At 33.2% G+C, this 24699-nt stretch carries 34 protein-coding genes; 6 read left to right on the forward strand and 28 right to left on the reverse strand.

Features of this window, described 5'->3' with window-relative positions:
* Positions 1–9 precede the first annotated feature (9 nt).
* From RIN63_RS05585 to RIN63_RS05605, 5 genes are all read left to right on the forward strand, one after another.
* On the forward strand, positions 10–771 hold the full coding sequence (locus RIN63_RS05585; protein ID WP_310443710.1) for a hypothetical protein: 762 nt from the start codon (positions 10–12) through the stop codon (positions 769–771).
* 86 nt (positions 772–857) lie between these two features.
* Positions 858–1340 (forward strand): hypothetical protein, encoded by a 483-nt coding sequence (locus RIN63_RS05590; RefSeq protein ID WP_310443711.1) that lies wholly within the window; start codon positions 858–860, stop codon positions 1338–1340.
* A gap of 296 nt (positions 1341–1636) precedes the next feature.
* Positions 1637–1981 carry a hypothetical protein gene (locus RIN63_RS05595; RefSeq protein ID WP_310443712.1) on the forward strand — a complete coding sequence of 115 codons (345 nt, stop codon included), beginning with the start codon at positions 1637–1639 and terminating at the stop codon, positions 1979–1981.
* A gap of 329 nt (positions 1982–2310) precedes the next feature.
* The gene (locus tag RIN63_RS05600) at positions 2311–2646 is read left to right on the forward strand and encodes a hypothetical protein (RefSeq protein WP_310443713.1); all 336 of its coding nucleotides are present in this window, start codon (positions 2311–2313) and stop codon (positions 2644–2646) included.
* A gap of 104 nt (positions 2647–2750) precedes the next feature.
* Positions 2751–3320, forward strand: coding sequence for a hypothetical protein (locus RIN63_RS05605; RefSeq protein WP_310443714.1), 570 nt, complete (start codon positions 2751–2753; stop codon positions 3318–3320).
* A 28-nt stretch (positions 3321–3348) separates the two neighbouring features.
* Here the strand turns inward: RIN63_RS05605 and RIN63_RS05610 are convergent, their stop codons facing one another.
* Positions 3349–5217: a phage tail spike protein gene (locus tag RIN63_RS05610; RefSeq protein ID WP_310443715.1), complete on the reverse strand. Its 1869-nt coding sequence runs from the start codon at positions 5215–5217 to the stop codon at positions 3349–3351.
* A 13-nt stretch (positions 5218–5230) separates the two neighbouring features.
* Positions 5231–6295: a distal tail protein Dit gene (locus tag RIN63_RS05615; protein ID WP_310443716.1), complete on the reverse strand. Its 1065-nt coding sequence runs from the start codon at positions 6293–6295 to the stop codon at positions 5231–5233.
* A 119-nt stretch (positions 6296–6414) separates the two neighbouring features.
* On the opposite strand from RIN63_RS05615, the gene RIN63_RS05620 reads away from it, so the two are divergent.
* Positions 6415–6609 (forward strand): YjzC family protein, encoded by a 195-nt coding sequence (locus tag RIN63_RS05620; RefSeq protein ID WP_310443717.1) that lies wholly within the window; start codon positions 6415–6417, stop codon positions 6607–6609.
* Between the two features lie 129 nt (positions 6610–6738).
* Here RIN63_RS05620 and RIN63_RS05625 read toward each other — a convergent pair whose 3' ends face one another.
* From RIN63_RS05625 to RIN63_RS05750, 26 genes are all read right to left on the reverse strand, one after another.
* Positions 6739–7293: a hypothetical protein gene (locus tag RIN63_RS05625; protein ID WP_310443718.1), complete on the reverse strand. Its 555-nt coding sequence runs from the start codon at positions 7291–7293 to the stop codon at positions 6739–6741.
* A gap of 170 nt (positions 7294–7463) precedes the next feature.
* Positions 7464–7637, reverse strand: coding sequence for a hypothetical protein (locus RIN63_RS05630; RefSeq protein ID WP_310443719.1), 174 nt, complete (start codon positions 7635–7637; stop codon positions 7464–7466).
* Entirely contained in the window at positions 7638–7901 is a 264-nt protein-coding gene (locus tag RIN63_RS05635) for a hypothetical protein (RefSeq protein ID WP_310443720.1), read from the reverse strand.
* On the reverse strand, positions 7898–8974 hold the full coding sequence (locus RIN63_RS05640; RefSeq protein WP_310443721.1) for a hypothetical protein: 1077 nt from the start codon (positions 8972–8974) through the stop codon (positions 7898–7900). The genes RIN63_RS05635 and RIN63_RS05640 overlap by 4 nt, the downstream gene beginning before the upstream one ends.
* A gap of 14 nt (positions 8975–8988) precedes the next feature.
* A complete protein-coding gene (locus RIN63_RS05645; RefSeq protein ID WP_310443722.1) occupies positions 8989–9510 on the reverse strand; it encodes a hypothetical protein in 522 nt (173 codons plus the stop codon).
* A 61-nt stretch (positions 9511–9571) separates the two neighbouring features.
* The gene (locus RIN63_RS05650; protein ID WP_310443723.1) at positions 9572–9880 is read right to left on the reverse strand and encodes a phage holin, LLH family; all 309 of its coding nucleotides are present in this window, start codon (positions 9878–9880) and stop codon (positions 9572–9574) included.
* 12 nt (positions 9881–9892) lie between these two features.
* Positions 9893–10648 carry a peptidoglycan recognition family protein gene (locus RIN63_RS05655; RefSeq protein WP_310443724.1) on the reverse strand — a complete coding sequence of 252 codons (756 nt, stop codon included), beginning with the start codon at positions 10646–10648 and terminating at the stop codon, positions 9893–9895.
* A gap of 125 nt (positions 10649–10773) precedes the next feature.
* The gene (locus RIN63_RS05660; RefSeq protein ID WP_310443725.1) at positions 10774–11325 is read right to left on the reverse strand and encodes a hypothetical protein; all 552 of its coding nucleotides are present in this window, start codon (positions 11323–11325) and stop codon (positions 10774–10776) included.
* Between the two features lie 15 nt (positions 11326–11340).
* Entirely contained in the window at positions 11341–15408 is a 4068-nt protein-coding gene (locus RIN63_RS05665; protein WP_310443726.1) for a phage tail tape measure protein, read from the reverse strand.
* Positions 15409–15434: 26 nt separating this feature from the next.
* On the reverse strand, positions 15435–15620 hold the full coding sequence (locus RIN63_RS05670) for a hypothetical protein (RefSeq protein WP_310443727.1): 186 nt from the start codon (positions 15618–15620) through the stop codon (positions 15435–15437).
* Positions 15621–15823: 203 nt separating this feature from the next.
* Positions 15824–16144: a hypothetical protein gene (locus tag RIN63_RS05675; protein WP_310443728.1), complete on the reverse strand. Its 321-nt coding sequence runs from the start codon at positions 16142–16144 to the stop codon at positions 15824–15826.
* Positions 16145–16179: 35 nt separating this feature from the next.
* Entirely contained in the window at positions 16180–16980 is an 801-nt protein-coding gene (locus tag RIN63_RS05680; RefSeq protein ID WP_310443729.1) for a hypothetical protein, read from the reverse strand.
* Between the two features lie 20 nt (positions 16981–17000).
* Entirely contained in the window at positions 17001–17417 is a 417-nt protein-coding gene (locus tag RIN63_RS05685) for a hypothetical protein (RefSeq protein WP_310443730.1), read from the reverse strand.
* A gap of 44 nt (positions 17418–17461) precedes the next feature.
* The gene (locus tag RIN63_RS05690) at positions 17462–18004 is read right to left on the reverse strand and encodes a hypothetical protein (RefSeq protein WP_310443731.1); all 543 of its coding nucleotides are present in this window, start codon (positions 18002–18004) and stop codon (positions 17462–17464) included.
* On the reverse strand, positions 17995–18159 hold the full coding sequence (locus RIN63_RS05695; RefSeq protein WP_310443732.1) for a hypothetical protein: 165 nt from the start codon (positions 18157–18159) through the stop codon (positions 17995–17997). The genes RIN63_RS05690 and RIN63_RS05695 overlap by 10 nt, the downstream gene beginning before the upstream one ends.
* Entirely contained in the window at positions 18156–18521 is a 366-nt protein-coding gene (locus tag RIN63_RS05700; protein WP_310443734.1) for a hypothetical protein, read from the reverse strand. Before RIN63_RS05700 ends, RIN63_RS05695 begins: the two co-directional genes overlap by 4 nt.
* 23 nt (positions 18522–18544) lie before the next feature.
* Positions 18545–19141, reverse strand: coding sequence for a hypothetical protein (locus RIN63_RS05705; protein ID WP_310443735.1), 597 nt, complete (start codon positions 19139–19141; stop codon positions 18545–18547).
* A gap of 1 nt (position 19142) precedes the next feature.
* Positions 19143–19487 carry a hypothetical protein gene (locus RIN63_RS05710; protein ID WP_310443736.1) on the reverse strand — a complete coding sequence of 115 codons (345 nt, stop codon included), beginning with the start codon at positions 19485–19487 and terminating at the stop codon, positions 19143–19145.
* A 19-nt stretch (positions 19488–19506) separates the two neighbouring features.
* On the reverse strand, positions 19507–20592 hold the full coding sequence (locus tag RIN63_RS05715) for a hypothetical protein (RefSeq protein WP_310443737.1): 1086 nt from the start codon (positions 20590–20592) through the stop codon (positions 19507–19509).
* Positions 20593–20621: 29 nt separating this feature from the next.
* The gene (locus RIN63_RS05720; protein ID WP_310443738.1) at positions 20622–21020 is read right to left on the reverse strand and encodes a hypothetical protein; all 399 of its coding nucleotides are present in this window, start codon (positions 21018–21020) and stop codon (positions 20622–20624) included.
* 62 nt (positions 21021–21082) lie between these two features.
* Entirely contained in the window at positions 21083–21271 is a 189-nt protein-coding gene (locus tag RIN63_RS05725) for a hypothetical protein (protein WP_310443739.1), read from the reverse strand.
* 24 nt (positions 21272–21295) lie between these two features.
* Positions 21296–22627 carry a hypothetical protein gene (locus RIN63_RS05730; protein WP_310443740.1) on the reverse strand — a complete coding sequence of 444 codons (1332 nt, stop codon included), beginning with the start codon at positions 22625–22627 and terminating at the stop codon, positions 21296–21298.
* Entirely contained in the window at positions 22620–22754 is a 135-nt protein-coding gene (locus RIN63_RS05735) for a hypothetical protein (RefSeq protein WP_310443741.1), read from the reverse strand. Before RIN63_RS05735 ends, RIN63_RS05730 begins: the two co-directional genes overlap by 8 nt.
* Positions 22747–24147 (reverse strand): hypothetical protein, encoded by a 1401-nt coding sequence (locus tag RIN63_RS05740; RefSeq protein ID WP_310443742.1) that lies wholly within the window; start codon positions 24145–24147, stop codon positions 22747–22749. Before RIN63_RS05740 ends, RIN63_RS05735 begins: the two co-directional genes overlap by 8 nt.
* 16 nt (positions 24148–24163) lie before the next feature.
* Entirely contained in the window at positions 24164–24436 is a 273-nt protein-coding gene (locus tag RIN63_RS05745; protein WP_310443743.1) for a hypothetical protein, read from the reverse strand.
* Positions 24426–24665 (reverse strand): hypothetical protein, encoded by a 240-nt coding sequence (locus RIN63_RS05750; RefSeq protein WP_310443744.1) that lies wholly within the window; start codon positions 24663–24665, stop codon positions 24426–24428. The genes RIN63_RS05745 and RIN63_RS05750 overlap by 11 nt, the downstream gene beginning before the upstream one ends.
* Positions 24666–24699 lie beyond the last annotated feature (34 nt).

Genomic DNA, 24699 nt, shown 5'->3' on the forward strand with positions numbered 1-24699 from the left:
GATATAAGAATGAATAATAATTTTAAAGAACTAATCTATCAGTTTAACGAAATTCTATTACCAAAGATTAATATTTACATTGAATATTTTAATGCTATTAATAAAATGAAAAAGATGGCAGAAGATATAAAATATGTTAGCGAATCTATAGAAAACTTTCAAACAACTTGCACCTTATTGGGATACCCTCCTCATTACAGCTTATTTATAACTAAAAGTCAATTATCTGCATTATTTGAAGACTTTCAAGGGAATGAAAATGAAGTTAAGCAGATAATAGATAATTTTTATATGACAAAGTTTGATGAGGTATATATAGATGAGAAGTTTCTAAAAAGGTGGGAACAAGCACACATATTAAATAAAAGGATAAAGATTATAAAGGAATCAGTATCATGTTTTAAGCAAGAATTATATTTTACAGCTATTCCAGTTTTATTCTCCCAACTTGAAGGAATGGTCGCCGATGGATATAACCATAGAGGTAGAATGAGTGGTAAGCAATTAAAGCAATATATATTGGATTTATTTAATGGAGAGAATTCTTCATTTGAAACACAATTAATCCAATTTTACACTAATATTATATTAGTAGGATTTGAACATAATGAGACTGTTGACTCATTTCTAAGCAGACATGCTATCATGCATGGTGGAGATGTTGAATATGGTACTCCACATAACTATATAAAATTAATTTTGTTCTTTGATTTAGTATATGATAAATTAGCAAAAAAGCAGGAAAGTATTGATTCAATAATAACGAATTAGAAGTTTAGAAATATCGGAAAGAAGAGATTGTCCCTTCTTTTCCAATATGGTATGGTAGAGATATAAAATAACAGGGGGAATTACCAATGGATAAATTTAATTTGGATAAATTGAGTGAGAGTATTGGTTTAGCGAGTAATAAAGTAAATACAATTCAGCAACATAATAAAGATACGGTAGAAGCAATAAGTAAAGCCAATAGAGAAAGAGTAGAACGAGAAAAAAGAAATATTGAATTACAAGAAACTATTGTAGATCAAAACAATCAAACTATTAGAATGAAAGAAATGGAGTTAGACTTCTTAAAAGGTATGAGTGAAGATACTAGTCAAATAGTAAATTTAATTAAAAACTTAGAAGCTATAAATTTAGAAAATGGAAAAATTTCAGAAGAAAATTTATTGGAGATTCAACAAAAATTAGAGAAGATAGTAAAAAATACTGATAGTGAAAGTATATATGAATTGTTTATTAATGAAGTAAAATCACAATTAGTAGAAAAAGGAGTAAATTATGGTTTACAGTTTATATTCACTGGATTAAAGACTATGTTTGTCAAAGAAGAATAACTTGTTAATCATATTTTGAAATTTATTCAAGAAATCGGGAGATTATGGATAAATCTATTATAGGAAAATGGCAACAAATGGAAAACCTAATTTAAGACATATGTTAGCCAATTATAGCTACTTCACGCACATAATAGACTATTAATATGAATACACATATAAAACCCTTACACAAGCCAAAATGAAAGCTAGTTTTATACTGGTTTTTTATTTACCCATTGTGATGGAAGAACTTGTCATAATTTATTGATAAAAACTTATTAATAGTGTAATATTATGACTAAGGGGGAAATCTTATGACAATGTTAGGGATATTATTTATATTAAGTTCAGTTGTGCCATTTTATTTAGGATTTGATAAGTTATTGAATTATTCCAATAACTACAATTCATCTTTAGATGCTAGCACAAGTTATTTAACAGCTGTGGAATCTGTAAATGCTTATGTAGGGGGAGACGCATACAATTATATAATTAATGCTAACTACTTCACGGGTTATATGGTATTGGGTTTGGCTTTAATTTTGATTGGTGGGATTATTTTAATTTGCAATCAAATTAAACAATCAAAAAATAATAACCATAATCACTATACTCCTGAAGGAACAAGAATAATAGAAGGAAGATCTATTCAAGAATAATCTGGAGAAAGGAGGAGATGCATTATAGTAGGAAGTAGAAAAAATATAAGATACAATGAAGAAGAGACTAAACAATGGTTAGAGGAAAAGGCAAAAAATAAATAAGACCGTTGCAAGTTTGGCGACTGTACGGACTTATTTATCACAACCCTTATTGTAGAGTTATATATGACACAATATATATGTTGTGTACTATAGTTTATATTGTAATACATATGATTGCAAATTGCAACGAATTTATGACAAAATGCATTTTTTTGTAATACAGTATAGATAATTCAATATAACTTCTTTCGATTAAGGGGATTTAAAATTGAAAGGAGATTTTTATGAACAATTTGATGAGAAAAGAATTAAATTTATATAGTCAAGAAGTGGCTAAAATGTTGAAAAGCAATCATTGTGAGATATTAAGAAAGTTAGAAGGTAGTAAAGATAGAACTAATAATATGAACTATCAAGAAAAAGCTAAAGAATTGGCTAGAATAACTAGTAAAACTTTAGTGGATGAGTTTGTGCATAGTGCGATAATAGCACTTGAGATTTTCTCAATAGAAATAGAAAAAACCGATGATATTACTTGTACATTAGCATTTATCTTTCAAGCGGGAAAAATTGAAGGCACAAGAAAAGAGCGTGCTAGGAGGAAAGTTAAAAAAGAGTGATAATAGGGTGAGATGCTCTTTATCTTCTCTCTAAAAACAAACTTATTTGTAAAAATATGGCATTGAGGTATAATATAAGTGAATACACTCGGGGAGGAGATATTATGTTTAAGAAACATAAGCAATTAATAATAGGATTCTTACTAGGAGCATTGGTATTTGGAATAGTTCCAGTAGGGGCAACAGTACAAGATTACTTACTAAAAAAATCAGAAGTTAAACTTATGGTAGATGGTCAAGAATTTACCAATAAAGATTTGCCAGTTTTATTAATGGAACCAGGATATAATTATATTCCTGCAGCAACTTTCAGGGAGATATGTGATAAATTAGGAGTAGGGTTTGAATATGTAGCAGATAAGAAAGAAATACAGATTATTACTACTACTACTGAGAAAACGGATGAGATTGAAGGGAAGGTCGATATCGTGGAAAATGTTGTAAGAGATGGATACAATATAGTAGTTGAAAATGGAATTGAATATGTACTACTAAGGGAAGTATTTGAAAAATTGTCTAAAGAGTATATGTTTCATGTTTTGTCGGACAAAACTATTAATTTTGAATATTTAGAAGAAATTTTAATTGAAAACATGCCATATAAAATAGTTGATAACAAAACATATGTGGAATATGAATATCTTACTAACAACATATTACCTTTAGTAAAATAAAATTAACGGGAGCGATTAGCTCCCATTTTTAATTAATTAGTGTTATAATACCACCCGATACATATACAATTTTCCCATCTGCGGTTTCAAAGGAATCATAAGCTGCACCACTAACCTCAAGTCCTCCCCTAACAAGTATTCCACCGTTAGGATCCAGTACAGTCAAACTTGTTTCATCCCATGTGTTAAAGAAAATTCCCTGGTCAAAAGTGGTTGCATTCATGTAAAGATTTTTTCCAATATTTGCATTAGTAGTAACATCAATAGTAGAATCAGAAATAATTCTACCTCCAGTAATTGTTCCACCAATAATATTAGGACTTTCAATCCTAGTAGAATCAATATAAGTAGATTTAATATATCCAGGTACATAAGGGATATCATCTAAATAAGCTAAGTCATTAGGCTTTCCATTAACATTACCCCAACTAATGTAAGCATTAGGCCCCATAGTAACATTAGTGCCTACAATTAATTCTTCTATTTTAGCGGTAGTAATCGTAGCATTCGCAATCTTACCACCAGTGATAGTCAAGTTAGCAATATGACTATTGGTAATAGCAAGGTTATCAATTTTTGCACCACTAATAGCTAGGTTGGCAATCTTATCTGAAGTTATGGACAAATTTTCAATGTGATTGCTCTTAATAGCTAAATTAGCAATCTTATCAGAAGTTATAGAAAGCTTTTGAATATGATTGGTACCAATAGTTAAATCCTCAATACTGTGTCCACTGAACTTACCGTTGCCATTGAATTTCCCATCAATAAATTGGGTAGTACCAAACGAAGCTTTCAATTGTTCAATTAATCTTTCCTCAGGATCCCCAATATCTAGTTCGCATTCCCAAGGCTTAAACAAGTTATATTTATGTCTAATAATACGAGGTCTAGGGCTATCAGGAGCAATATCTGGGTCAATAATATCAATCATATCCCCAAGGGAGTAATTCTCATGAGAATATTCAGGAAGAACACGAATATCAACTAACTGTACCTTGTATAAATATCTAGGTCTACAAATTAATGATAATTCAGCTTGGGCCTTTTCCAACAGTTCAGATTGATTGTATATATCTTGATTCTTATAGATTCCTACATATTCCCTAGATGTATAACTATTGTTGGTTATATATTTAATACCACCATTTACTGCAGCTATATCCAAATCATCATGACCAAAGGAGTAGAGTTTAGTTACAATCTTATTTGATTGAGTTCTGGTAATATGCTTTAAGTTCTTTTTATATCTAACTTGGAATCCAGTATAATTTTGCCACTTGCCAGCATCCCTCAAATGGACAATTTTATTTACACTATCAAATAGAAGATAGCCACCCCATATCTCTTGTACCTTTTTAATAAGTCCTAATCGGCTTTCTTTTTCAGATTCAATATCTCTTATACCATCTACATCAACAGTACCCAAAGTCCATCCAGTACCTTGTAGAATTGCGTATAAAGCATGGGCAGCAGTCCCAACAGGGTAACGACCACCAGATAAGTTAGAGCCGCCACCAACGATTATTACAGCCAAATCAGCAGGAGGGCGTGCGGTAGGGTCATTGGATATAGAAGGTTCAACATAATCTGTGTCAAGTTCATACCATTTCTCAACTGCCATAACTTTAGTCCAGAGTGTATTTTTATCATCCCTAACAATATCCATAGCTTCATCTTTACGAATGATATAAACTTTATTACCAGCATGTATTTCACATTCAGGAGTAATTTCATTTATTTTTTCAGAAGTAGCAGGCAAGGAAAATTCAAGAGTAGATTCTCCATTAAGTCTAACATCAGGATAAACATCTTTAAGGCCGTCAGCTTTAGGCGATAAAAAAGCTACTGTTTTGCCAGTAACATTAGTTATTTTTATATTTTTAGGTATTTGCATAAAATCACCTTCTTTATATCCATTTGTCACGCCATTTTATCGTTACATTACTAGGTGCAGTTACAGAAGTTTCTCCAGGAAAGAGTAGGGGAAAAGCTTCATTATAATTAGCCATAGCATTAGTAGAGCCAATCTTTGCAGTTTGTTTTTCGGTATCAATGATTAATTTCTGCCCACTAGGAATAGTTCCAGTATAGGATAAAGATTTACCACCAATAGTTAGTGTAGGGTTAGTAGTAGGGCCTGATATTTCAATAATTAATCCAGTTTCAAAAGTACCTTCATTGATAAGGGAACCACTACCAATTAAAGATTTTTCAAAACTTCCAATAATAAATGGATTACTCATTTTGAATGGTAATACAAATTGGAACCAAGTAGGATGATTAGTTATATCAATTTTGCCTGAATACTTTACCATATAGGTTTTTTCTACATCATCAGAAAATATTAGTGTTTTATAACCTTTAGTAGGATTGAGGTAATTAGCGAATAACCGTTGTAGATGTGACTTTTCAAGCGGGGAATAACCCTCTTTTGTAACAACATGAAGTTCCAATGGTCTAGCCTTGAATTCAGTTCCAAAATCTAACTCCCCATGTCTACCAGGTATTTCTTCTGTATTATCTCTAGTAGAAGGAAGGAGTTCGAATCTGCTATCATTAGTGACCAATACACCTAACGGATGGAGTATATTGTTTGAATCAATAACAAAGAAAGCACCAGCAATACTAATATCAGAATCATTACCAATACCAGAATCTGAAACATTCAAATTTGCCATTATAGATAATAATTCATTTCCTATAGCAGAATCTGATACATTTAGATTGTTTATAATTGAAATTGCATCATCTGATGAGGTAGAGTTGTCTAATATATCGATAGTAGCGACTAAGGATATTAATTCATCAGAGATAGCGGTATCTAAAATATCAATATTTGCTAATATATCTTTAATATCATCAATCCCAGAGCCATTGTCTAAAATAATAATCGTAAAAGGCCCAGAATTATAATTTGCTCCACCATCAGTAAGTTTTTTATTGTATATTCGATTTGAATTGTAATTTGCCATTTTATCACCTTCAATTTTACTTTAATTTTAAGCTATGAATATTATGTCGAATATTGCGGTCAAAAGATAAAGATTCACATGATTTTTTGTAGTAATATAGATATCAAGGGGGTGAAATTATGAGTAAAGGGAATAATCTTAAACCAGGTCAAAAAGTTCCAGCCTCAGGACAGTATGAGGTAGTAGGACCTCGTGGAGGGAAAACAGGAAAAGAAGTTACTTCTGTAAAAGGTGAATCATTGCCTCCAACACAAAAGCCAGGCCAAAAATACAATTTGGTTGACCCTACTAAAAATAAGTCTGGAAAACTTTAATGCCTAACAAATAGCCCTATTAGTAAATCTGGGCTATTTGTTTATGGTATATAGAATCTCCTAATATTTTGTATTAAAAAGAACCTACCTTAAGTAAGCTCTTTCTTTTAATTTTTAATGTTCTTGACTCTAACATTTTATCCATTTGATTCTTGACATGAGTTCTTTTTTACGCTTATTAGCAACCTCATTATCAGTACGCCTTAAACAAATAATATTTTTAGCTTCCAAACATTCATCTTTCTGATTTGTCGAGCTTGCTTGAAGAGCAGAATTTATTGTGCAGTAATTTATATTGTAATCTTTAAAATTAATGTCACCTCTTACCCTGCAACTTAAAGTAAGTTTTAATGATTCCTCCAATGATGGATTATCAATGTCTTTAAACCCATCAGTTTCTCCCCAATGTTTTAAAACATATTCTATTTCATCATAATCTGGTTCTAATTTTGATTCTCCTATATCTATACAGAAAACAATCAACCTTTCAGTTTCATCAGTTAATACTGCTGTTTTATTGCCATAATATACTGCTCGAACAAAATCATTTGTTAAATAAACATATCCTTCTGTTGTTGGAAACATGTGCTCTGAATCATATACTTTATCTGCATATCTGCTAATATTTAGACCCTTTAAAATTTCCAAACCTCTTTTCTCCGAAGTTCCATGGTACAATATCATATTTTCTCCCCCTATTGATAACAATTATATATATAACTACTATCGGAGATTATTGTAATTAAAATAGATTAATAAAGTAAATATTATAATTTTACCTAAAGGGAATAGAAAACATACCCTTTAGGTGTTAGTGTAAAGCTATTTAGTTCGCATAAGAAACCTTATCTTCATTAAACTGTCGGATTCCACTTCTCTAATAATGCCGCTAATTTGCCTCTTTTTTCTAACTCTGCTTCTGTTTTCTGTCTTAACTCAAATACATCAGGAACTAACTTTATTCCTAGTATATTCTCTCTAGTTGCTCTTTCTCCCATTTCACATAAATCTGCATATAATATATCCATTTACATTCCTCCTAAAAGTTCTAATATAGCTTCAAACTGTTCTGCTTGTGATATTTTGAGTTTATCTACTTCACTTAATGACGGAACCCATCCCACTTCTCGCCATCCATGGTCTTCACTATACTCAAATTCACGATCTTCAATTATTGCTCCATCAGGAATTGGGTTTTTAGATACTTGTTCACCATTGATCTCAATATATTGATACTCCCATTCTCCAATATTAATTACATTGCCATTTAGCACAACGCAAGGCTTCATCATACTATTTGCACCGCCTTCCAACCTGTATTACCATTTCCCATTGTTTTAAGATATAATTCACCAGTGTCAATTCTACACCTTGTAGAGCCTATCTTAGCAGCAACAGCTCCTTCAGGGCTTCCACTCACTTCTCCATGAGTAGTGCCTGTGAGTAGGGTATATACCCCGGTAGCCATATCATATTGATAAACTTGCGTCAAAGCTTCATTATAAATCCTCACTAATGTACTAGCAGTTCCTAAATAAAATACCCCTGGAGATGTTGTTGTTCTTTCTATTTTTAATTGGGTAGTCCCGCTAGATTGCTGGATAGCAAGTTGACCAGAAAGAGTACCGCCTTGAAGACTTAATCTGCTGGCAATACGCGTCTTCAAAGTATCAGGAGAAATCGCCTTAGTCGTTTCAATTCCTTCTACAACCTCAGTAGTTGTTGCGAATTGAACATGCCCTATGTCATCCTGTGTCGCCATATCTGCCTCATGCGTCGTTAAATTATTATATACTTCATTCAAAGCTAGTACTAAATCGGTTTTTTCTTCAGTATCTAAATTTTCTGTATTACCTACTTTAGATATTAAGTTTAATATGCTATCTGCATTTCCTTTTACAGTTTCATAAATTCGACCTACACCAGCTAGGCTTTCAATTGACTCTTTATTGTTTTGGTTTTTTAGTTTTTCTTCATCTGTATAATCGTTAGTAGATAACTGCTTTCCTTCAATCTTTTTAGTGTAAGTTGCATCAGCAGTTAATACATCAGTTTCTAAAATAGGAGTAGTGAATATGACAGCTCCACCACCATAGTCAATCTCAAAATCATTTGTAATGATAATCCCATTTTTCTTTACAATTGGAGTAGGTGAGAGAAGCCAATTTCTTTTTCCCTCTTGAGCTTGATATATCCTACACCTATCATCGTTTGATATAAAAACTTCTAATAAAGGTATATCCGATTCAGCAAGATACTCCATTCCAATAGATTCTTCAAGTTTCCTAACAGCTTCTTGCAATCCAGAAATATGAGGGGAGATTATCTCCCCAGTTTTAGGGTCTTGCCAATTTGTTTTAGCCAATTAAATCACCACCATTACGATATAGTTACTTGTAATTGAATTACCCATGTATCAGGACTACCCTTTGTCCTTAGTGCAGATTCAACTTTACGATTAAGGTTTTTAGCAGAATCAAAAACTCCATTAGCAACAGTAAATTCTCTCCAATTATGATTACCATCATCTGGACCAAAAGTAGAACGGAAGGTAATCACATTTCCAGATACTTGAGGGTAAGTAGCATCCATAGGAGCATAACTCTTGTTTGTACCTAATAATCCGGTTTGAGTATTAACAGCAGCGGTAGTACCATCTCCAACTCCAATATGAGCATTAGCATTGTTAAAAGGTGTTTCAGAGCCACCAATCAATAGAGTGAGTAGGGAAGTGATACCTTCATTTAAAAGTAGATTTCCTTCAATTTTTTCAATATCATATAAATTCATATCTTTATCATATTTTTCAATAGTCCATTTGGGTTGCCATTTAGCATTTTCACCAATAGCCATACCAACATTTAAAGCTATAGAATCCGTTCCAAAACCTTTATCTTGCATATAATCAGCTCCTTTAATTTAGTCAAATAAAAAAGCCACTCAATTAAGAATGGCTCATAATCTATTTAGTTTTATTCTTATTTAATTCAAATACAGCAGCTTCAATCAAAGCATCAAGTTGTATCAAATCAATATCTATGCTTTTTCCATTTAAAAACTCTATTACATATTCTTTCTTAGGGATATTTAAAATCCCTGCATTTTTCATTTGTTCGGCCGCACTAACTCCAACTTTAACCCAAAAAACAACATTATCCCTTTGTTTTTCAGTAGTATTAGCGTTGATATAAGGCCTTACAGTATAAGTTATGAAAGCACCTATTAAAGCAAATACAATAGTTCCTATACTTACAATAGCTTCACCATTCATTTGAATTCCTCCTTATTTAGAAATCCTATCTATGATAGACCAGAACAACCAACCAGGTATATTCTCGCCTAGTTTCTTTTTCCAATCATCAGGACTATTAACAATTAAATTTCCATTATTGTCTTTTTTCTTATTCAAAGAATCCAAGGCTTTCTCTCCTTGAACCTTTTGCCATTCTAGTAATTCAGCCACAACTAACACCTCAACTTTCGCATAATACCTCTTAGTTATATCAGCAACCAGCTTATCCCATGCACTCGGATTCACCATGTAATACTTAGGACAATCCTTTCCAGTTACATCAAAATGTCGCCATAGAGTGTCTTTGGATGGTCTCAAATCGAACTCTATCAATAAATCTGCAACTCTATTTATCAAAGTATTATAAGTTTTATCATTGAACTTACCACTCCAATCAGGGTGACATGCCTCAATGCCATATAAGTATCTATTAGGGGAATTAGCTAGTAATTGCTTTGCCCTAGCTTTATATGACTTTGCACCTACATGATAAGCGACTTCGGTCTTAGGTAGACAAATTATAACTTCGCCATCTAGTCCAATGACCTCATGAGAACTAGCATATCTCTTAGGAGTAGCAGTTTGATTTTTAAGGTTTTCAAAGTAATTTCTATTATTAATAGCCTTCGAATTTGCATTACCCACCCAATGAATACCAATCCCTTTAATGCCTAGCATTTTAGATTGAGGTCTTGAATAAATATTAGGGGATAGGAGGGAGGTAATAATTTCATATTCTTTTGCCATTATTTTTCACCGCCTTTGCAATAGGTATAAGAAGAAAGAAGGTAATTAGAGTATATCTAACAATGCGATAACTACATAACCATAGCATAAAAGCCCGATATGTAGAATAGAACGAATACGCTTGCTCAAATACGCTCTTCATAATCCTTCACCTCATTTTCTTTAGGTGTTTTCTTTTCCTCTTCTTCATAAGGTTTCATTAATTCTTTGTTCTTCTTTCGTGCAAATAAAAGAAGCCAGTCTAATTTAGCACCAGCTTCAATTAAATTTTCTATATTAGATTGAAATTCCCTCATGAACATGACAGAGTAGACGAAGGAGGCAATAAATATTCCTAGACCTTCTAAATAAACTACTCTATACGATAAACCTGTGAGTACACTTATCATAAGATAGGACACAAATTTAACTTCTGTACCTTTCCACAAGGTTTTGCTAAATACTTTTTTCTTTTTAACAGAATTTTTATAGCCACCATTTTTCTTGCAAATAGAATAGATCTTTGTAATAGCATCTATAATAGCAGCCGCAAAGACAGCTAAAAAAGAAGTCCTATAAAATTGTACAGGAAACATCACGAACCCAGCAAATGTAACAATTGCACCTAATACAGGCTTTGCACCAGTGAAAGCCCTATCAATATAACCCCCGATGTCTTTTAATGTATTCACATCCATATTACACCCCCACGATTAAGCCATATTAGAAATGGCTCTTTGTAATTCTCTTGCAAAACTTCTTTCGTCAGAATCATCTTCAAATACGGTTCGTTCAGAGTTATAAAGTGGAGCATGGAAATTCTGTATAACTCTCCTATCGGTCATGTTGGAAACAGAAGATTGCCCTGAAGGTTTTTGATACAACGCACTTATCAATCCTTCTAATTTAATAGATAAATCAGGAGGAAATACCAACTCACCAGGTTTAAACATTGCCATACCATAAGATAAGGTCTTAGCACCAGTATGAAATTCTGGATATTCACCTAAGTCAGGATTTCGACCATATTTAATCCTAAGGGCGTTATTTTCATCATTAAGTTTTTTCATTTCAGTGTTAATACTTTGACTAAATCCCTGAGATTGGAGTTGTTTCCACTTATCACCATTTGCAACAAACTTAAGATAATCAGCATCTGTCATTCCCCAGTCATGTTTAGAATATTCATTATTAGAATATTTATCACCATAACCAGAAAGACTATTACCGTAATCATTAATACCATCTACAATACCACCGATAGATCCATAATCCCCAGAACTTAAAGCCTGTTCAATTTTATCCAAATAATTCTCTTTAAACTTATCAAACATTACTTCGGACATGGTGGAGGCTAATGCAATCATATCAATGCTATGTTCATCAAAAGCTATTTCAATTTGATTATAGGATTTTTCCCATTTCTCTTTTTCTTGATTTGCAGTATCTTCTATAGCTTTAACTTCATCCTGAGCAATTTTCTTTTTATTTTCAAGACCTTGCTTTTTAAGTTCAATTTCTCTATCATGTTCATCTTCATCTATTTGCTTTAATAAATCTGCTACTTTTTTACGAGCATCTTCAGATGTTCTAACTTGCCAATATGCCAATTCCTCACGAAATTTTGCCATTTTCTTTTCATGGTCAGATTCATCTTCTTGACGATCTAAAAGCTCAAGTTCTTTTTCAATGCCTTTAATAATGTCTTCTTGAGCAGATTTTTTCTTTTTAGATTCATCTTCAATCTGTTGGATTCTATCATCATAAGCATCTTTAACAGTTTTTTGTTGGTCAGAAATCAGATTTTTATATAAATCAAATAAATTCTCAACCCTTGCTTGTTCTTCAGATAGAGAAGATGCTTTAACTTTATACAACTCTCTATATTTTTTAATTTGTTCCTCAATTCCTAATACACCAAGCCTAGCTAAATGCTTAATTGAATTTTCTTCATTATTGAGAGATTCAGTCATAATTTGATTTCTTAGTTTGTATAGATTTTGGTTAGCTTGTTTTACAGCTTCTATATTATTTAATTGATTTGTTTTAACTCTTTCCCAAGCTGCAATTTCTTCTTCTACGGTCAACTCATTAAGGCTTTTCTTCTCACTAATCCAATTAACAGATTTTTTAAGATTATCATCCATTAGAGATTTTTCAGCAGAATACAACCTTTTATTAATATCCATGAGTTCATCAGCAGTTTTTACATGTTTAGACTTTATTTGATTTAAAGTATTTATTTCATCTTCTGTGGTAATTTCATTAATATATTTTTTATAATCAAGTATTTTTAATGCATTGTCTAAAGCTTCATTTTTGTAAGCAGATGTTTTAGTTTTGGAAGGTTTGGCTTCTCCAACTTTTGGAACATATTGGTTTATAGTATTAGAATTAGGGTCATTAGTAGAAGTAGCTTTATCTGCCCAACTACTTAATTCTGCATCTAACTCATTTAATAACTTTTCTTGTGTACTTGCTAATCCTGATAATGCTTTAATGCTATTTTCTCGATTTCGAATTTCTTGTTCAACATTAGTAAGACCATATTGTTTATTTATATCTGCTATTTCTCTATTTAATTTACCAGTTCTTTTATCATAATATGGAACATTAGTACGAGCTTTTTCTATAGCTTCTAGAGCTTCTTTGTTTTCCAACTTTAATGAATTTAATTCAGACCTTGCAATATCTAACTCATTTCTGGTCTGTCCCAATAATAATTCTTGGTCAACATACGAAGATGCAGTAGCAGACATTTTAGCTTGATAACCTTGGGCTATGGCTTGTTGTTTTAAAGCTTCAATATTGTCATATATAGCAGTTGTATTGCCTATAACTTTGCCAGTTTGTTCATCGATAACTAAACTCAAATTAGGGAACGACTGATTAAGCTGGTCTACAATAGCCTTCATTTGAGCCTTTTCAGATATATTTAATTCTTCTTTTTTAGTTAATTCATCTAGTTTATTTGCTAAAGTTTCAGACTTTTTAGCTTGTTCAAGTAAACTATTGCTAGTTTCATCTGCAGCTTGTAATTGGCTATTATAAGACTTTGTTAATTCTTCTTGTTTCTGTTTAAGGCCATCAGATGAATCATGAGCACTATCTAAATTAGATTTATATAAACCTATGGCACCAACAACAGCGGGTATAATTGCCAGCAATTTAGTCCAACCAGGTAAAGATAAAGCAGCACCTAAAGTAGCATCTACACCAAACATTCCACCAACAGATTTAATAGCCTTAGAAATAGCGAGAAGTTCCAACGCAGTAAGCAACAATGCCTTTCCTTCATCATCCATGCTTGCAATTCCATTTGTAACATCTATGGCAGTATCTGTTATGCCTTTTAATACATCAAGAAGCCCAGCATCACCTAAAGCAACAGCTAATTGTTCAGCAGAAGTCTTAAGTGATTGGTATTTCTTTTCAAGAGTATCCATAGTTCTAGCATTTTCTGATTGTGAATATCCAGCAGCATCCATCATTCCATTAAGTACATTTTGAGCACCAAATAATCTTTCAATCATTCCTATAAAATAATTTCTACGATAAACACCGGCTGAAGCCTGAGAAATATCTCTTGTTTGAAGGTCATTCCATTCTTCTTGCATACCTAAAGCGTTTGCCATCTCTTCACTAAATAAGTTTGCATCGTCAGCAGATTCCATAAATCCATCTTTAATTGAATTGCTTGCAGTATCCCATTTAGAAGCAATATCTTGAAAAATTTCCATAACATTTCTAAATTGAGTTTTGGCATTATCAGCAAACATATTTATTCCCATATCTTCAAGTGTATCAATGGATTTAGGTCTTTGAATATATGATAAAATTGAGTTAAGAGCATTTCCAACTTCTTGGCCAGTTCGACCACTTGCTTCACGCATTACAGTTAAAAGTGCAATGGTTTCATCAATCGATAAGTTCATTATCCTAGCAGCACCAGACGACCTTAATAATCCATCAACTAAATCTTGAGATGTAACAGTAAAATCATCACCAGTTTTATTAATTTTATCTAACAATACTGGAAGTTCAGCAGAAGTCATTTTCCATTGAGCCATAATACCTATTAGTGATTCTGTAGAGTTCTTAGCATCCAATTCAGCAGTATTTAAAGCGAGTAGGGAAGTCTTAGTATTATCTAAACTATCTTGCACACCATAGCCAGCTTGTGCCCATCTTAATGCTATATCCTGGACTATTTCAAACGATTGTCCATAGTCTACCCCGAGTTGTAATAGTTCATCTCTATAATTATTGAATACAAAGGTACTATCTTCCATAACCCTTGAGATTTCAACCATACCCATTTCAACTTCTGCAATAGTAGATATAGCTTCTTTAGCACCTTTCATTGCACCATAGAATAGTGAACCACTAAGGAACCATGAGCTTCTTCTTTGCCATTCTGAACTAAAGACATTATATTGGTTACCTACTTCCTCAACAGATTGCTTGTGTTGTTTAGCAGCCTTCGTAGCAGATACAAATCCATCAGAAATATCCTTGCTTGACTTCTTAGCGATAGTTTGTACAGTTTGCAAAGGCTGTCCGAATTGGTCTAATATGGTTTTTTGTCCACCCATACTACCTAACTGACTAGAAAATGTGTTATTAATATCTTTGGCACCTTGCATAGCCAACATTTTCATTTGAGCCAATTCTTTGTTCAGATTGCTTATTCTATTTTCAAATCTCTCTGTAGCACTTATAGCAGGGGAATAATCAAGTCCCAGAGATTGCATAATTTTTACTACACTATCATCATTCATATAGTCACCACACTTTCAAAAGTGCATTAAAAACTACCAAAGAAAGATTCAACATCTTCTTGAGAAGATTCTTCCAAGGTAGTAGGGGAGAGGGTAGGAGTACCACCAAATATATTAGGCATTCCCATTTTGATTGATATGTTTTCTTTGGCTCCATCCAAAATAGTCATAATTTGAGGGATTGTCCTACGAGAAATTTCCTCATAAGCCATTCCTGTATGATATAGCACTCTGGAATAGATTTGTCCCCAATCAGGGTGCTTGTTGTCATCCTTAATAAGAAGTTTTAATAATTCTCCAATACTATCAGTTTCCTTAAGTTTAAGTTTTCGCTTACCAAGTTCAGCCTTGATTTCATCTAAGGATAAAGATTCGTATTTATTTTCTTTCTCCTTATCATCAGATGGAGCCCAAACTATCCCAAGAAATCACACAACTTTCTAAAAAACTCTTTTAGATCCACAACATCCCAATCATTCTCCATTGCTTTTTCAAGAGTTACTGGATTACCTTCTTCGTCAAAGCAATAATGAGTTAGCCAATTGTCAACTTTAACACTGGATTTTTTATCTGTTATATTAAATAGTTGAGTACCTAAACTCAAATTATCCTTCATAAATCTTTCAATATCCCTTAAGACAATAGGCTTAATGGTATAATGCTTTTCTTTTACAATAAAAGAACCACCATCACCAAGCATTACTGATAATGGAGTAGGTTTCTTATCTTCGTTCATGCTAATTACCTCCTATAAAAAGATAATCCCACTAATTAAAGTGGGATTTCAGTTTTCTTATTCATAACAACATTTACACCTGCAGGCTTAATTGCAGCAAAGTTTAATGTAGATGGAGCGTGTTGTTTTGCTAAATTTTCATCAATACTGCCTGTTAATTGAGCTCTTGAGATAGTAGAGTTGTTCTTATACCTCTTAGTTTTATCCTTAGCCAATGTTTCGTGGATAATTTCAATTTGAATGGTAGGATTGATATGATTTTCGTTGATATCATAAGCTTCAACTTCATCAGCTTCAAATACATATTCTATAGTAATTTCTTTACCAGCATCAGTAGAAGCAAATACTAATTTATCAGGAGCATCAGCGGCACCAACTTCAACATCAAACTCTCCTGCTATAGGAGCATCTGGAGCAACAGCTTTTGTCATTGGTTTACTTTCACTATCTAGTACAGTAGGAGTGCCATCAACAGTACCAAGCAACTCAATTTCATAAGGAGCTTCTAAAGGAATTGCAGTTGTAATAACTTCTTTAACCTTTCCAGCTGCTTTACTAATCTTCGCATTTTGCAAGAATGCCAAAGTTGCACTATTAAGAGTAGTCAAGTTAATCCCAATAGTATAAGCAACGCCTGTTTCGTAAACCCCAGCAGGGTAGTTAGAGTTACCATCTGGAATTTCATAAGTGTTCATAGTCTTTTGTCTAGTAATTCCATCGCAAGTTTCAGTTAAAATTCTTTTATCTTCAGGTTTTGTTGATAATGCACCAGTCATAGGGTCAACCTTTGTAAGAATAACCCGACCAGCATTAACCGCTAAATAATCTTTACTCATTTTTCATCATTCCTTTCATATTAAACTGGACTAAAATATCCAAAATGGACACCAAAACAATAAAAGCCAGTAGCGGTTGGTAATTCGCCTAACTGACCTTTGAAAGTAAGATATCTTCCGTTTATTCTTTTATTATTTAAAACATCAACAACTTTACCCATAATTTGCCTAGCTTGAAAGTCTTGCACGGAAGGGACATGACAATCAATTGCAATAATCTCCTCGAACAAAATTGAACTTCTAGTACCCCTAGAACGGAGAGGGTAGAGGCACAACCTTTTATCACTTGAAAGAAGGTCACTCCATTGACTCTTTTTAGTAATCCTCTTACCAATTTCAGAGTTAGACTTACCTGTCAAGTCAAGGAGTCTCATTATTTCTTTATCAGCTATTAATAATTTTTGTATCGTGTTTAGATCTTTATCAAAGTCATACAAAATACCACCACCTTAATGGCATAAAAATAACCCCATGGAGGGGTTTAAGTTTTCTCCGTTATAATGAACTTACTAAACGGAAATTCTTTAATTGTTCGCTTAATTCTCTCTTTAAATCTATAACTTTTCATCCATCTCATAGCGGTTTCCATAGCATGAGAGGGTGGAGTGGGAGTAGCCCATCCAGAAGCCTCAAGGTCATATCCACCTTTGACATATCCATTGATAGGATTTCCTAATATATCGACTTGACCTGGAGCATTAGGGCGGCTTCTAATTTTATTATCATTTCTAGCAGGATTCCATAAAGGACTATTTTTATAATCGTCCAAAGCAGGGTTTGAAGTATCCATTAATGAACCAGTACCATACTCATCCATAATAGCCCATGCACCACCAGCAATAGATGCAGTAATAACATTGGCGATATCAGTTATTTCTTCATCATGTAAACTTTCTCTACCTTCAGGAGTTTGCATACCTTGTTTAGCTTCATTGAGAAGTTCTTGTTGCAAATCCCTCATAGCATCAATTAAACTTTTGTGAAAGGCAGTAATACAGCCTTGACTATCAAATCTTACTGACATTTGATATCAACCTTTTTAGATTTCTTTTCAATATAAATTACAGGCAATCTAAACTTATTTTTATATCTTTTAACCAATGCAATTTTACCAATTCGAAGTAAACCATATCCATATTGGAATAATCTATCAATTCTTTCTTCACTAGCTAATTTCATCTCACCATCAGTCCTTGCATTAACTTATTGCCTTTCTCCATATATCCCTTTTGCTTCTTATCCCAGTTTTTCTTATACTTTGGAATATTGAAGGGTGGAGCAGAGGTACGACTTTTCATGGCCATACACAAAATTCCACAAAGGTAGTATACAGCCACTTGAGATAACTGATTGAATTTTTCTTTTGAATTAATTGGATTTCCAAACATATTCATCTTTTCAAGAGCAGGGGAGAGTAATTGCTTCATTCCACCAATATTTAAAGGAGCATCAATAATTCTATTTGGTAACAATTCATCATTACATGTTAGCATTTTTCTAATTTTATCATGATATCCTTCACCTAAATACTCTTCATACATAAAATTACCTCCATAATTTTATTTTAAGGTCTAAAATCTAATTCTAATTGTACTTGCAAAATTCCACTCATTCCTATGTCGTTGATGGAACTAGCTTGATAATTCTTCCCATCAAATACAATTCTATCCAATTCCTTTACACCTAAGATTTTAGGTATTTGAAGTATATAGATTGTGCTTTCCAATAGTCCTGGATTCTCTTGTCTTAATCTTTGGTTAATAGCCTCGCCATAGCAATCAATGTTTACATTATCAGGGTCAACATCTTGCCATTGTTGAATTGGATTATAATCATCATCCACATTATCTACAAATCTCATATGTCTCATAGTAACATTACATTTAGCAGAGAAAAATGCAGTTTGCATAGATTGAGGGTCATAATTAGTAGATTGAACTAGATATTTTGCATCTCTTTTATTATCTTTAATGGTAATTATTTCACCACTTAGTAAATCCACTTCATTGGGAATTAAACCTTCCCAATAACCTTCTCTAATACCTAAATCTCTACTAGCCTTAGTTGACCTTTTTTTAGATACTTTAGTTTCTACATTAGGTTCTCTATGGATTACGCAATCTTGGCCTTTTGAATATATGAATTTTTCAGCATAACTCATATTACCAACCCCTTTTCGGATAGGTAACTCTAAAATTATTTGATTGAGATGATAGGGTAGGGGAGACTTGATCTAATATCTTTCCGACTAGATTATTTCTATCATCAATAAATTCTAATTTCTTATTATCCCAATTAACATATAACTCATGTCCAGCATGAGGACCTGATTCCTTTTTAGGCAATCTAGCCGACATGGAAGGGCATAGAAGTATACAACATTCCAATACCACCGCGATAATATCTTTTTGTTCAATTGTAGAATCGGGAAGATAGGCGATGTCAACGCCCATCTTATCCCTAATTCTTGTTTGCCAATTTTCAGCAATTAATATTCTATTACTCATAGGGTTCACCCCTTATTTCTTACTCAATGGTAAGGATTCTAGCACCATCAGCAAATATCTTTCTGAATCCACTGTTTTCAGATACAGTTAAGATTTCAGTTTGGTTCTTAATGAACTTGTCAGCTTCACTAATTGAAGAACCAACTTCAAATAATTCTTCGATAGTGTTATTTCTGTTAAGTCCATAAACAGCTTCTTTCCCACCTATTTTTTCAATAGTAGGGCTATAAAGTAAAGTAGTATTAGCAATCAAACCTTGTGGTAAAGTAGTCTTAACATTTAAGCCATTTGCTATAAGTTCATCCATTTTACTAGCAACTTCAAACTTAGGATATAATACTTCTAATATTTGAAGTAAGCCATCTTCATTTGCAACGATAGTGTCGCAGTTATATGGATAGAACTTCAATAAGAATTTTATCCATGCAGTTCTAGTGATAGTAGTTGCAGCAGCGTCGAAATCTTTTACTTTGTGAGCAGGAGCAGCATTGTTGTTTCCATCTCCATCTTTTACAACATCTAGTATTTCAGCTATCTTGTTGTTAGCAGCTTCAACACCGATTCTATCTATATGTCTCTTGAACATTTCAATATCCATTCTTCTTAATGCTTCATATGAAGCTTCAACAGCACGACCATATTTGTAGAAGGATATAGCAGTTCCACCAATTCTAAGTTTAGCAACTGGCAAATCAGCAGCCTCAGTAACTCTTCTCATTTCAGTAGCTTTCTTATTCTTAGGGTCACTAAAGTCTAAGTAAGAAGCCTTATAAACATTACTATCAATAGGAGTTCTTTGAGCCACTAGATATTGATAAAGTGGGAACTCTTGCATTGATTGTACTAAAGTTCTTGCTACGAACTCTGGGAATAAAACCTTATTCTCGTTTGCTCTGTAGAAAGCTTCAACCTTTGATGCAAAAAGATTTTTCTCTGGGATAGATTGAGTTAATATTCCAGCTTCTTTCATAAGTCTTTCAAAGGCATCAAGTTTTCCGCCTTCTTGTGTTGGATCTAAGCTTTCTAAATAAGATGAAAAAGTCATCTCTTTAGAGTGAGCTTGATTGTATAATTCGCTTGATAAAGTATTTAATGCAATTTTCATATATTTACACTTCCTTTCTAATTTTTAAATTATCCTAAGAATACTGTACAAGTTTCAGCAGTCGCATCAACTTCTACAACAACAGGACATCTTAACTTTGCAGTTTCGGCACTGCTTATAACGGCACCAGCACCATCAGTAGCAGCAATCTTACCAACAGTAGGGGCAACGGCACCTATAGGAACATCAGTTACAAATCCTCTAAATGAAACTCCTACATGACCATCATTTTCGTAAACATCAATGAATCCAAATACAGTCGCACCACTAACACCTAAATCTACTGTTTGAGCTGCGCTTATAACTACAGGCAATCCAACAACAGCATCTCTATTAGCAGCAGCAACTAAAGCTTTAATTCCAGCACCTGCTTTAAATGTAGCCTGTTGTAAACCTATACCTTCAAATCCGATTCCACCTCTTGACATAAATCACACATCCTTTCTAAATTTGGGCAATAAAATAACCACTATTTTTAGTGGTTTGCCAGTTAGTTATTTACTTGTCTCCAGTTTAAATCTGTTTCTAATGCTTCAATTATTTCAACTATCTCATTTTTTCTCTGCTTATCTTCGGATAGACGATTCTCCAATTGGTTAATATTCATATCTAATTCAAGCAGATTTCTTCTTTCAAACGATAGTCTATCTTCTAACATTTTTCTAGTAATCTCATTCACAATATTACCTCCTAGAATTTAATTTTACTTTCCTACTTTAAATGCATCATCTGGAATTGACAACTTTTGTCCTTGTTCAGCTTCTGGGTCAGTAAGTCTACCATTAGGAATAGCATTTTTAGCTTGAAGTTCCCAAGTTTTCATAATATCCTTGATAGAATTAGTACCCATAGAAGTAAAGCTATTTTCCCAAGTTTCTTTAGGGAAGTCATTACCCATAGCACGAACTCCCATAGCTATAGCATCATCTGATAAGGACTTATGGTATTCTTGACCTTCTTTAGCCAATTTTAAAACTTCATCTGCAGATAGTTCAGCACCTAACTTTTCAGTTACAGTTTCTTTGGACAAGAATTCATCCGTAGGTTTTAATGGTTCTACTGATGCTTTTATTGTTTCAACCGTTGCATCCCACTTTTCAGCGACTTTCTCAAGAATGTCAATCTCTTTCATTCCTTCTACATACTCAATCCCTAGTGACTCAAGTGCTTTTAATACCTTTTCATTCATACTTCCTTCAACTCCTTCCAAATTATCATTTTCATCTTCATTTTTTGCACCTTTAAATACTTTCTTATGGTCTGATTTCTTAACCATAGTAAGCATATTGCCATTACTGTATTTGCTTATAAATACTGTCTTGTCAGGTAATTCTTCTTTTTCTCCAAGTACAGCAAAGTTGCCTGTAGGTAATTCAATAATATCTCCATCACTAGCTTGTGATATCATTGCACCTGGATAAGCACCATCCCACACAATGGATTCCTCATACAAAGCATTATTGTTATAAGGAATTATGATAGAAGGGGGCATTGCAGTTAATGTACATTGCTTTTTAGTTCCATCTGCCATATCATAAGTTCTACCTCGCCAATGGCTACATTCTCCACCATAGTAGTTCATTCCGCATATAGAACAAACCATCGTGTCAGTGCTAAAACTAATTGATGTATCGGATAATACACCTGATTCAATTTTCTTAATCAATGAATTAGCAGACATTCCATCAACAACTTCATCATCTCTAACAATGAATTTTGATAAATGCAATTCAATTGTTTCATCATTTACAAGACTAGGTTTTAATTCACCATCAAATACCTTGCCATATGGCACGCCTTGAAGCCCTTGCCAGCTATTCCAATTATGGTTATACATAAAAGAAACGCCCTTTTGAGCATCTTCAACCATTACTTGTAATAGTTCTTTACTAATTCTTGTATATCTATTTGGGATTAACATATCACCAGCAGATTTCCCAGAGAAAACAAATACTTCATCAGCAGTTAATGGTCTTTTAGCTAATTTGTTTATTTTAGCCAACTGTTCATCCGTTGGTACTCCAAATTTACTCATTCTTTTTCACCTTCTTTCCAAATTCATCTTCTTCATACTTATTGCATAGATCTTCACATAAACAACCTTCACAATCAAAACAATCTTTTAATTCCTTAGGTAATTCATCAAATGGAATCTTATTCAAGTTTGGGTTCTTCCCCCGAATGTTTGTCATTATTTTCAACACTTACACCCCCCGAACTCAAGGATATTTTCATTTCGACTAAAGGTCTATCAGATACAGCCTTTTTAACTCCCATAGCCTCTCGAGCAGCAGTATCGTTGTCAACCCAGCCCATAGCTACAGTATAAATGTATCTACTCATTTTAGAGGTAGCAACTTCTTCTTTATCAAGCTCTGATTGCCAATCGACTACATTATGAGTGAAAACTGGAATAGCTTGAATACCTTTAACTCTTAGCCATAGCCTAGCTATTTCTTCCATCAACCTTTTACTACCTCTTTGGAGCGAGAGGATGCCTTGTACAAATATCTTCATTTCAACACTTGAATAAGTTTCAGTTTTTCCAGTATGCCTATTCATGAAGGTACTCAACTGTTTCAAACCATTGTTAGTTTGATAATCAGTCATTTCATTAATTGCCCTAAAGTCAACACTTCTAGTAGCATTTCCTTGACCTTGATTTCTTGAAACATCATCATATGTCACAATATCTGAATCAGGGTCAACACTTTCAAGGTTACTAGCGATATTATCGAGATAATCATTTATCCATTTAGTTAATTCTTTAGGGTCATTCTTAATATGCTGAGGGCATATGCTTAATGCTCTTTCCATATTGATAGAGTAGAAGTCCCTAGCATAGCCTTGGTGATGAAGCACAGCATGAACATCATCAAATACTTGTAGCTGAGAATCAATAGCACGCAAAGCAGGGGACATAATCAAAGTTCCCTTAGGGTCATTGCCATCAGGGTCAAGAGGCACATAAAACACATTAGCTTTACTTAAATCAACCTTTTGTCCTTTATCATTATATTGATAAGGGATGATAAGCTTCTTACCATTTCTTTCTTCCCATTCCCAATGGATTGTCCTCGGGTCAATGGGGTGTACTTCTATAATATCTGTCCTATCAGAATTAACTTCAACTTCTAACATCTGAACACCATACAGAACCGCATTTTTATGCAATATGTCCATAATTCCATCAAGTCCGGCATTACTTATTGAATTTATCCTAGATGCAAAATCTCGCCATTCATCTTCGATATCAGTTAAAGAAACTTCTGTATTTTTATATCCAACAGGATAAAACTTCATCTTATGACCTTGATTGGCATATCTAACAAAGTTCCATAAAGCCATGGAACCATCTGGAGTTTTCTTGGTCATAAACTCAATAGCATTAGCTTCATCAGGAATTCCTCTTAGCTCCTTTAATAAATCTCTACTTCTACCACGATAGAATGAGGAACCATAAGGTTGACTAGCAGAAGATACTCGACCAGTAGGAATAGAAGTAGTCGGTTCAGCTCTTGTTTTCCTACCAAGCCCATTTTTAAAAAATCCCATATACATCACCTACCTTCTAAAATACCAATTTTTCTATTTCATCCAGCAATTGAGCCTTAGCCAAATTAACATATTGCTGATTATCGGTTATCAGTTCAATTAGGAATCTAGCATCATCTTTATCTATTTCAATCTCGCCATTATTAGTAAGATTTACAGCCCATGTTATCATCTTAGCGGGTTTACCGACAGTAGACATAGCTAGCATATTAGCAAGTATATCATTTAGATTTTCGCCTGTAGGTTCTCCTTTTAAGGTTATTAGGTTTTTATCAAGATTAAGTTTCATAATTTTCCACCAACAAATCATATTCTTTAATCAGTTCATTAACAACATGGGTTACAATTTCCTTTGTCATTTCTTCAATGCTAATATTGAGATTAGTTTTAAACTTCTCAACTATAGACTCAGATAAATCATCTACACTATTTTCCATAATGTATTGAAATTGTTGAGCAAATAATATTACAGCAGTAGAAAATTTTGTTTCAAATTGCTTTTCTTGTTTTTCGTTCATTTGATTTCCTCCTAATTGAATTATTTACATTGAC

This window comes from Tissierella sp., assembly GCF_031460495.1.
Classification (GTDB): domain Bacteria; phylum Bacillota; class Clostridia; order Tissierellales; family Tissierellaceae; genus JAVKTS01.

Excerpts from the sequence above, each read along its gene's own strand:
- RIN63_RS05690 (WP_310443731.1), bottom strand. The coding sequence starts at position 18,004 with ATGTCAGTAAGATTTGATAGTCAAGGCTGTATTACTGCCTTTCACAAA.
- RIN63_RS05745 (WP_310443743.1), bottom strand. The coding sequence starts at position 24,436 with ATGAAACTTAATCTTGATAAAAACCTAATAACCTTAAAAGGAGAACCT.
- RIN63_RS05610 (WP_310443715.1), bottom strand. The coding sequence starts at position 5,217 with ATGCAAATACCTAAAAATATAAAAATAACTAATGTTACTGGCAAAACA.
- RIN63_RS05600 (WP_310443713.1), top strand. The coding sequence starts at position 2,311 with ATGAACAATTTGATGAGAAAAGAATTAAATTTATATAGTCAAGAAGTG.
- RIN63_RS05730 (WP_310443740.1), bottom strand. The coding sequence starts at position 22,627 with ATGAGTAAATTTGGAGTACCAACGGATGAACAGTTGGCTAAAATAAAC.
- RIN63_RS05680 (WP_310443729.1), bottom strand. The coding sequence starts at position 16,980 with ATGAGTAAAGATTATTTAGCGGTTAATGCTGGTCGGGTTATTCTTACA.
- RIN63_RS05630 (WP_310443719.1), bottom strand. The coding sequence starts at position 7,637 with ATGGATATATTATATGCAGATTTATGTGAAATGGGAGAAAGAGCAACT.
- RIN63_RS05585 (WP_310443710.1), top strand. The coding sequence starts at position 10 with ATGAATAATAATTTTAAAGAACTAATCTATCAGTTTAACGAAATTCTA.
- RIN63_RS05590 (WP_310443711.1), top strand. The coding sequence starts at position 858 with ATGGATAAATTTAATTTGGATAAATTGAGTGAGAGTATTGGTTTAGCG.
- RIN63_RS05615 (WP_310443716.1), bottom strand. The coding sequence starts at position 6,295 with ATGGCAAATTACAATTCAAATCGAATATACAATAAAAAACTTACTGAT.
- RIN63_RS05605 (WP_310443714.1), top strand. The coding sequence starts at position 2,751 with ATGTTTAAGAAACATAAGCAATTAATAATAGGATTCTTACTAGGAGCA.
- RIN63_RS05660 (WP_310443725.1), bottom strand. The coding sequence starts at position 11,325 with ATGGATGTGAATACATTAAAAGACATCGGGGGTTATATTGATAGGGCT.
- RIN63_RS05595 (WP_310443712.1), top strand. The coding sequence starts at position 1,637 with ATGACAATGTTAGGGATATTATTTATATTAAGTTCAGTTGTGCCATTT.
- RIN63_RS05675 (WP_310443728.1), bottom strand. The coding sequence starts at position 16,144 with ATGAACGAAGATAAGAAACCTACTCCATTATCAGTAATGCTTGGTGAT.
- RIN63_RS05665 (WP_310443726.1), bottom strand. The coding sequence starts at position 15,408 with ATGAATGATGATAGTGTAGTAAAAATTATGCAATCTCTGGGACTTGAT.
- RIN63_RS05655 (WP_310443724.1), bottom strand. The coding sequence starts at position 10,648 with ATGGCAAAAGAATATGAAATTATTACCTCCCTCCTATCCCCTAATATT.
- RIN63_RS05720 (WP_310443738.1), bottom strand. The coding sequence starts at position 21,020 with ATGTCAAGAGGTGGAATCGGATTTGAAGGTATAGGTTTACAACAGGCT.
- RIN63_RS05635 (WP_310443720.1), bottom strand. The coding sequence starts at position 7,901 with ATGATGAAGCCTTGCGTTGTGCTAAATGGCAATGTAATTAATATTGGA.
- RIN63_RS05740 (WP_310443742.1), bottom strand. The coding sequence starts at position 24,147 with ATGGGATTTTTTAAAAATGGGCTTGGTAGGAAAACAAGAGCTGAACCG.
- RIN63_RS05700 (WP_310443734.1), bottom strand. The coding sequence starts at position 18,521 with ATGTATGAAGAGTATTTAGGTGAAGGATATCATGATAAAATTAGAAAA.
- RIN63_RS05750 (WP_310443744.1), bottom strand. The coding sequence starts at position 24,665 with ATGAACGAAAAACAAGAAAAGCAATTTGAAACAAAATTTTCTACTGCT.
- RIN63_RS05650 (WP_310443723.1), bottom strand. The coding sequence starts at position 9,880 with ATGAATGGTGAAGCTATTGTAAGTATAGGAACTATTGTATTTGCTTTA.
- RIN63_RS05715 (WP_310443737.1), bottom strand. The coding sequence starts at position 20,592 with ATGAAAATTGCATTAAATACTTTATCAAGCGAATTATACAATCAAGCT.
- RIN63_RS05705 (WP_310443735.1), bottom strand. The coding sequence starts at position 19,141 with ATGAGTTATGCTGAAAAATTCATATATTCAAAAGGCCAAGATTGCGTA.
- RIN63_RS05620 (WP_310443717.1), top strand. The coding sequence starts at position 6,415 with ATGAGTAAAGGGAATAATCTTAAACCAGGTCAAAAAGTTCCAGCCTCA.
- RIN63_RS05695 (WP_310443732.1), bottom strand. The coding sequence starts at position 18,159 with ATGAAATTAGCTAGTGAAGAAAGAATTGATAGATTATTCCAATATGGA.
- RIN63_RS05670 (WP_310443727.1), bottom strand. The coding sequence starts at position 15,620 with ATGGCTTATGAGGAAATTTCTCGTAGGACAATCCCTCAAATTATGACT.
- RIN63_RS05710 (WP_310443736.1), bottom strand. The coding sequence starts at position 19,487 with ATGAGTAATAGAATATTAATTGCTGAAAATTGGCAAACAAGAATTAGG.
- RIN63_RS05645 (WP_310443722.1), bottom strand. The coding sequence starts at position 9,510 with ATGCAAGATAAAGGTTTTGGAACGGATTCTATAGCTTTAAATGTTGGT.
- RIN63_RS05625 (WP_310443718.1), bottom strand. The coding sequence starts at position 7,293 with ATGATATTGTACCATGGAACTTCGGAGAAAAGAGGTTTGGAAATTTTA.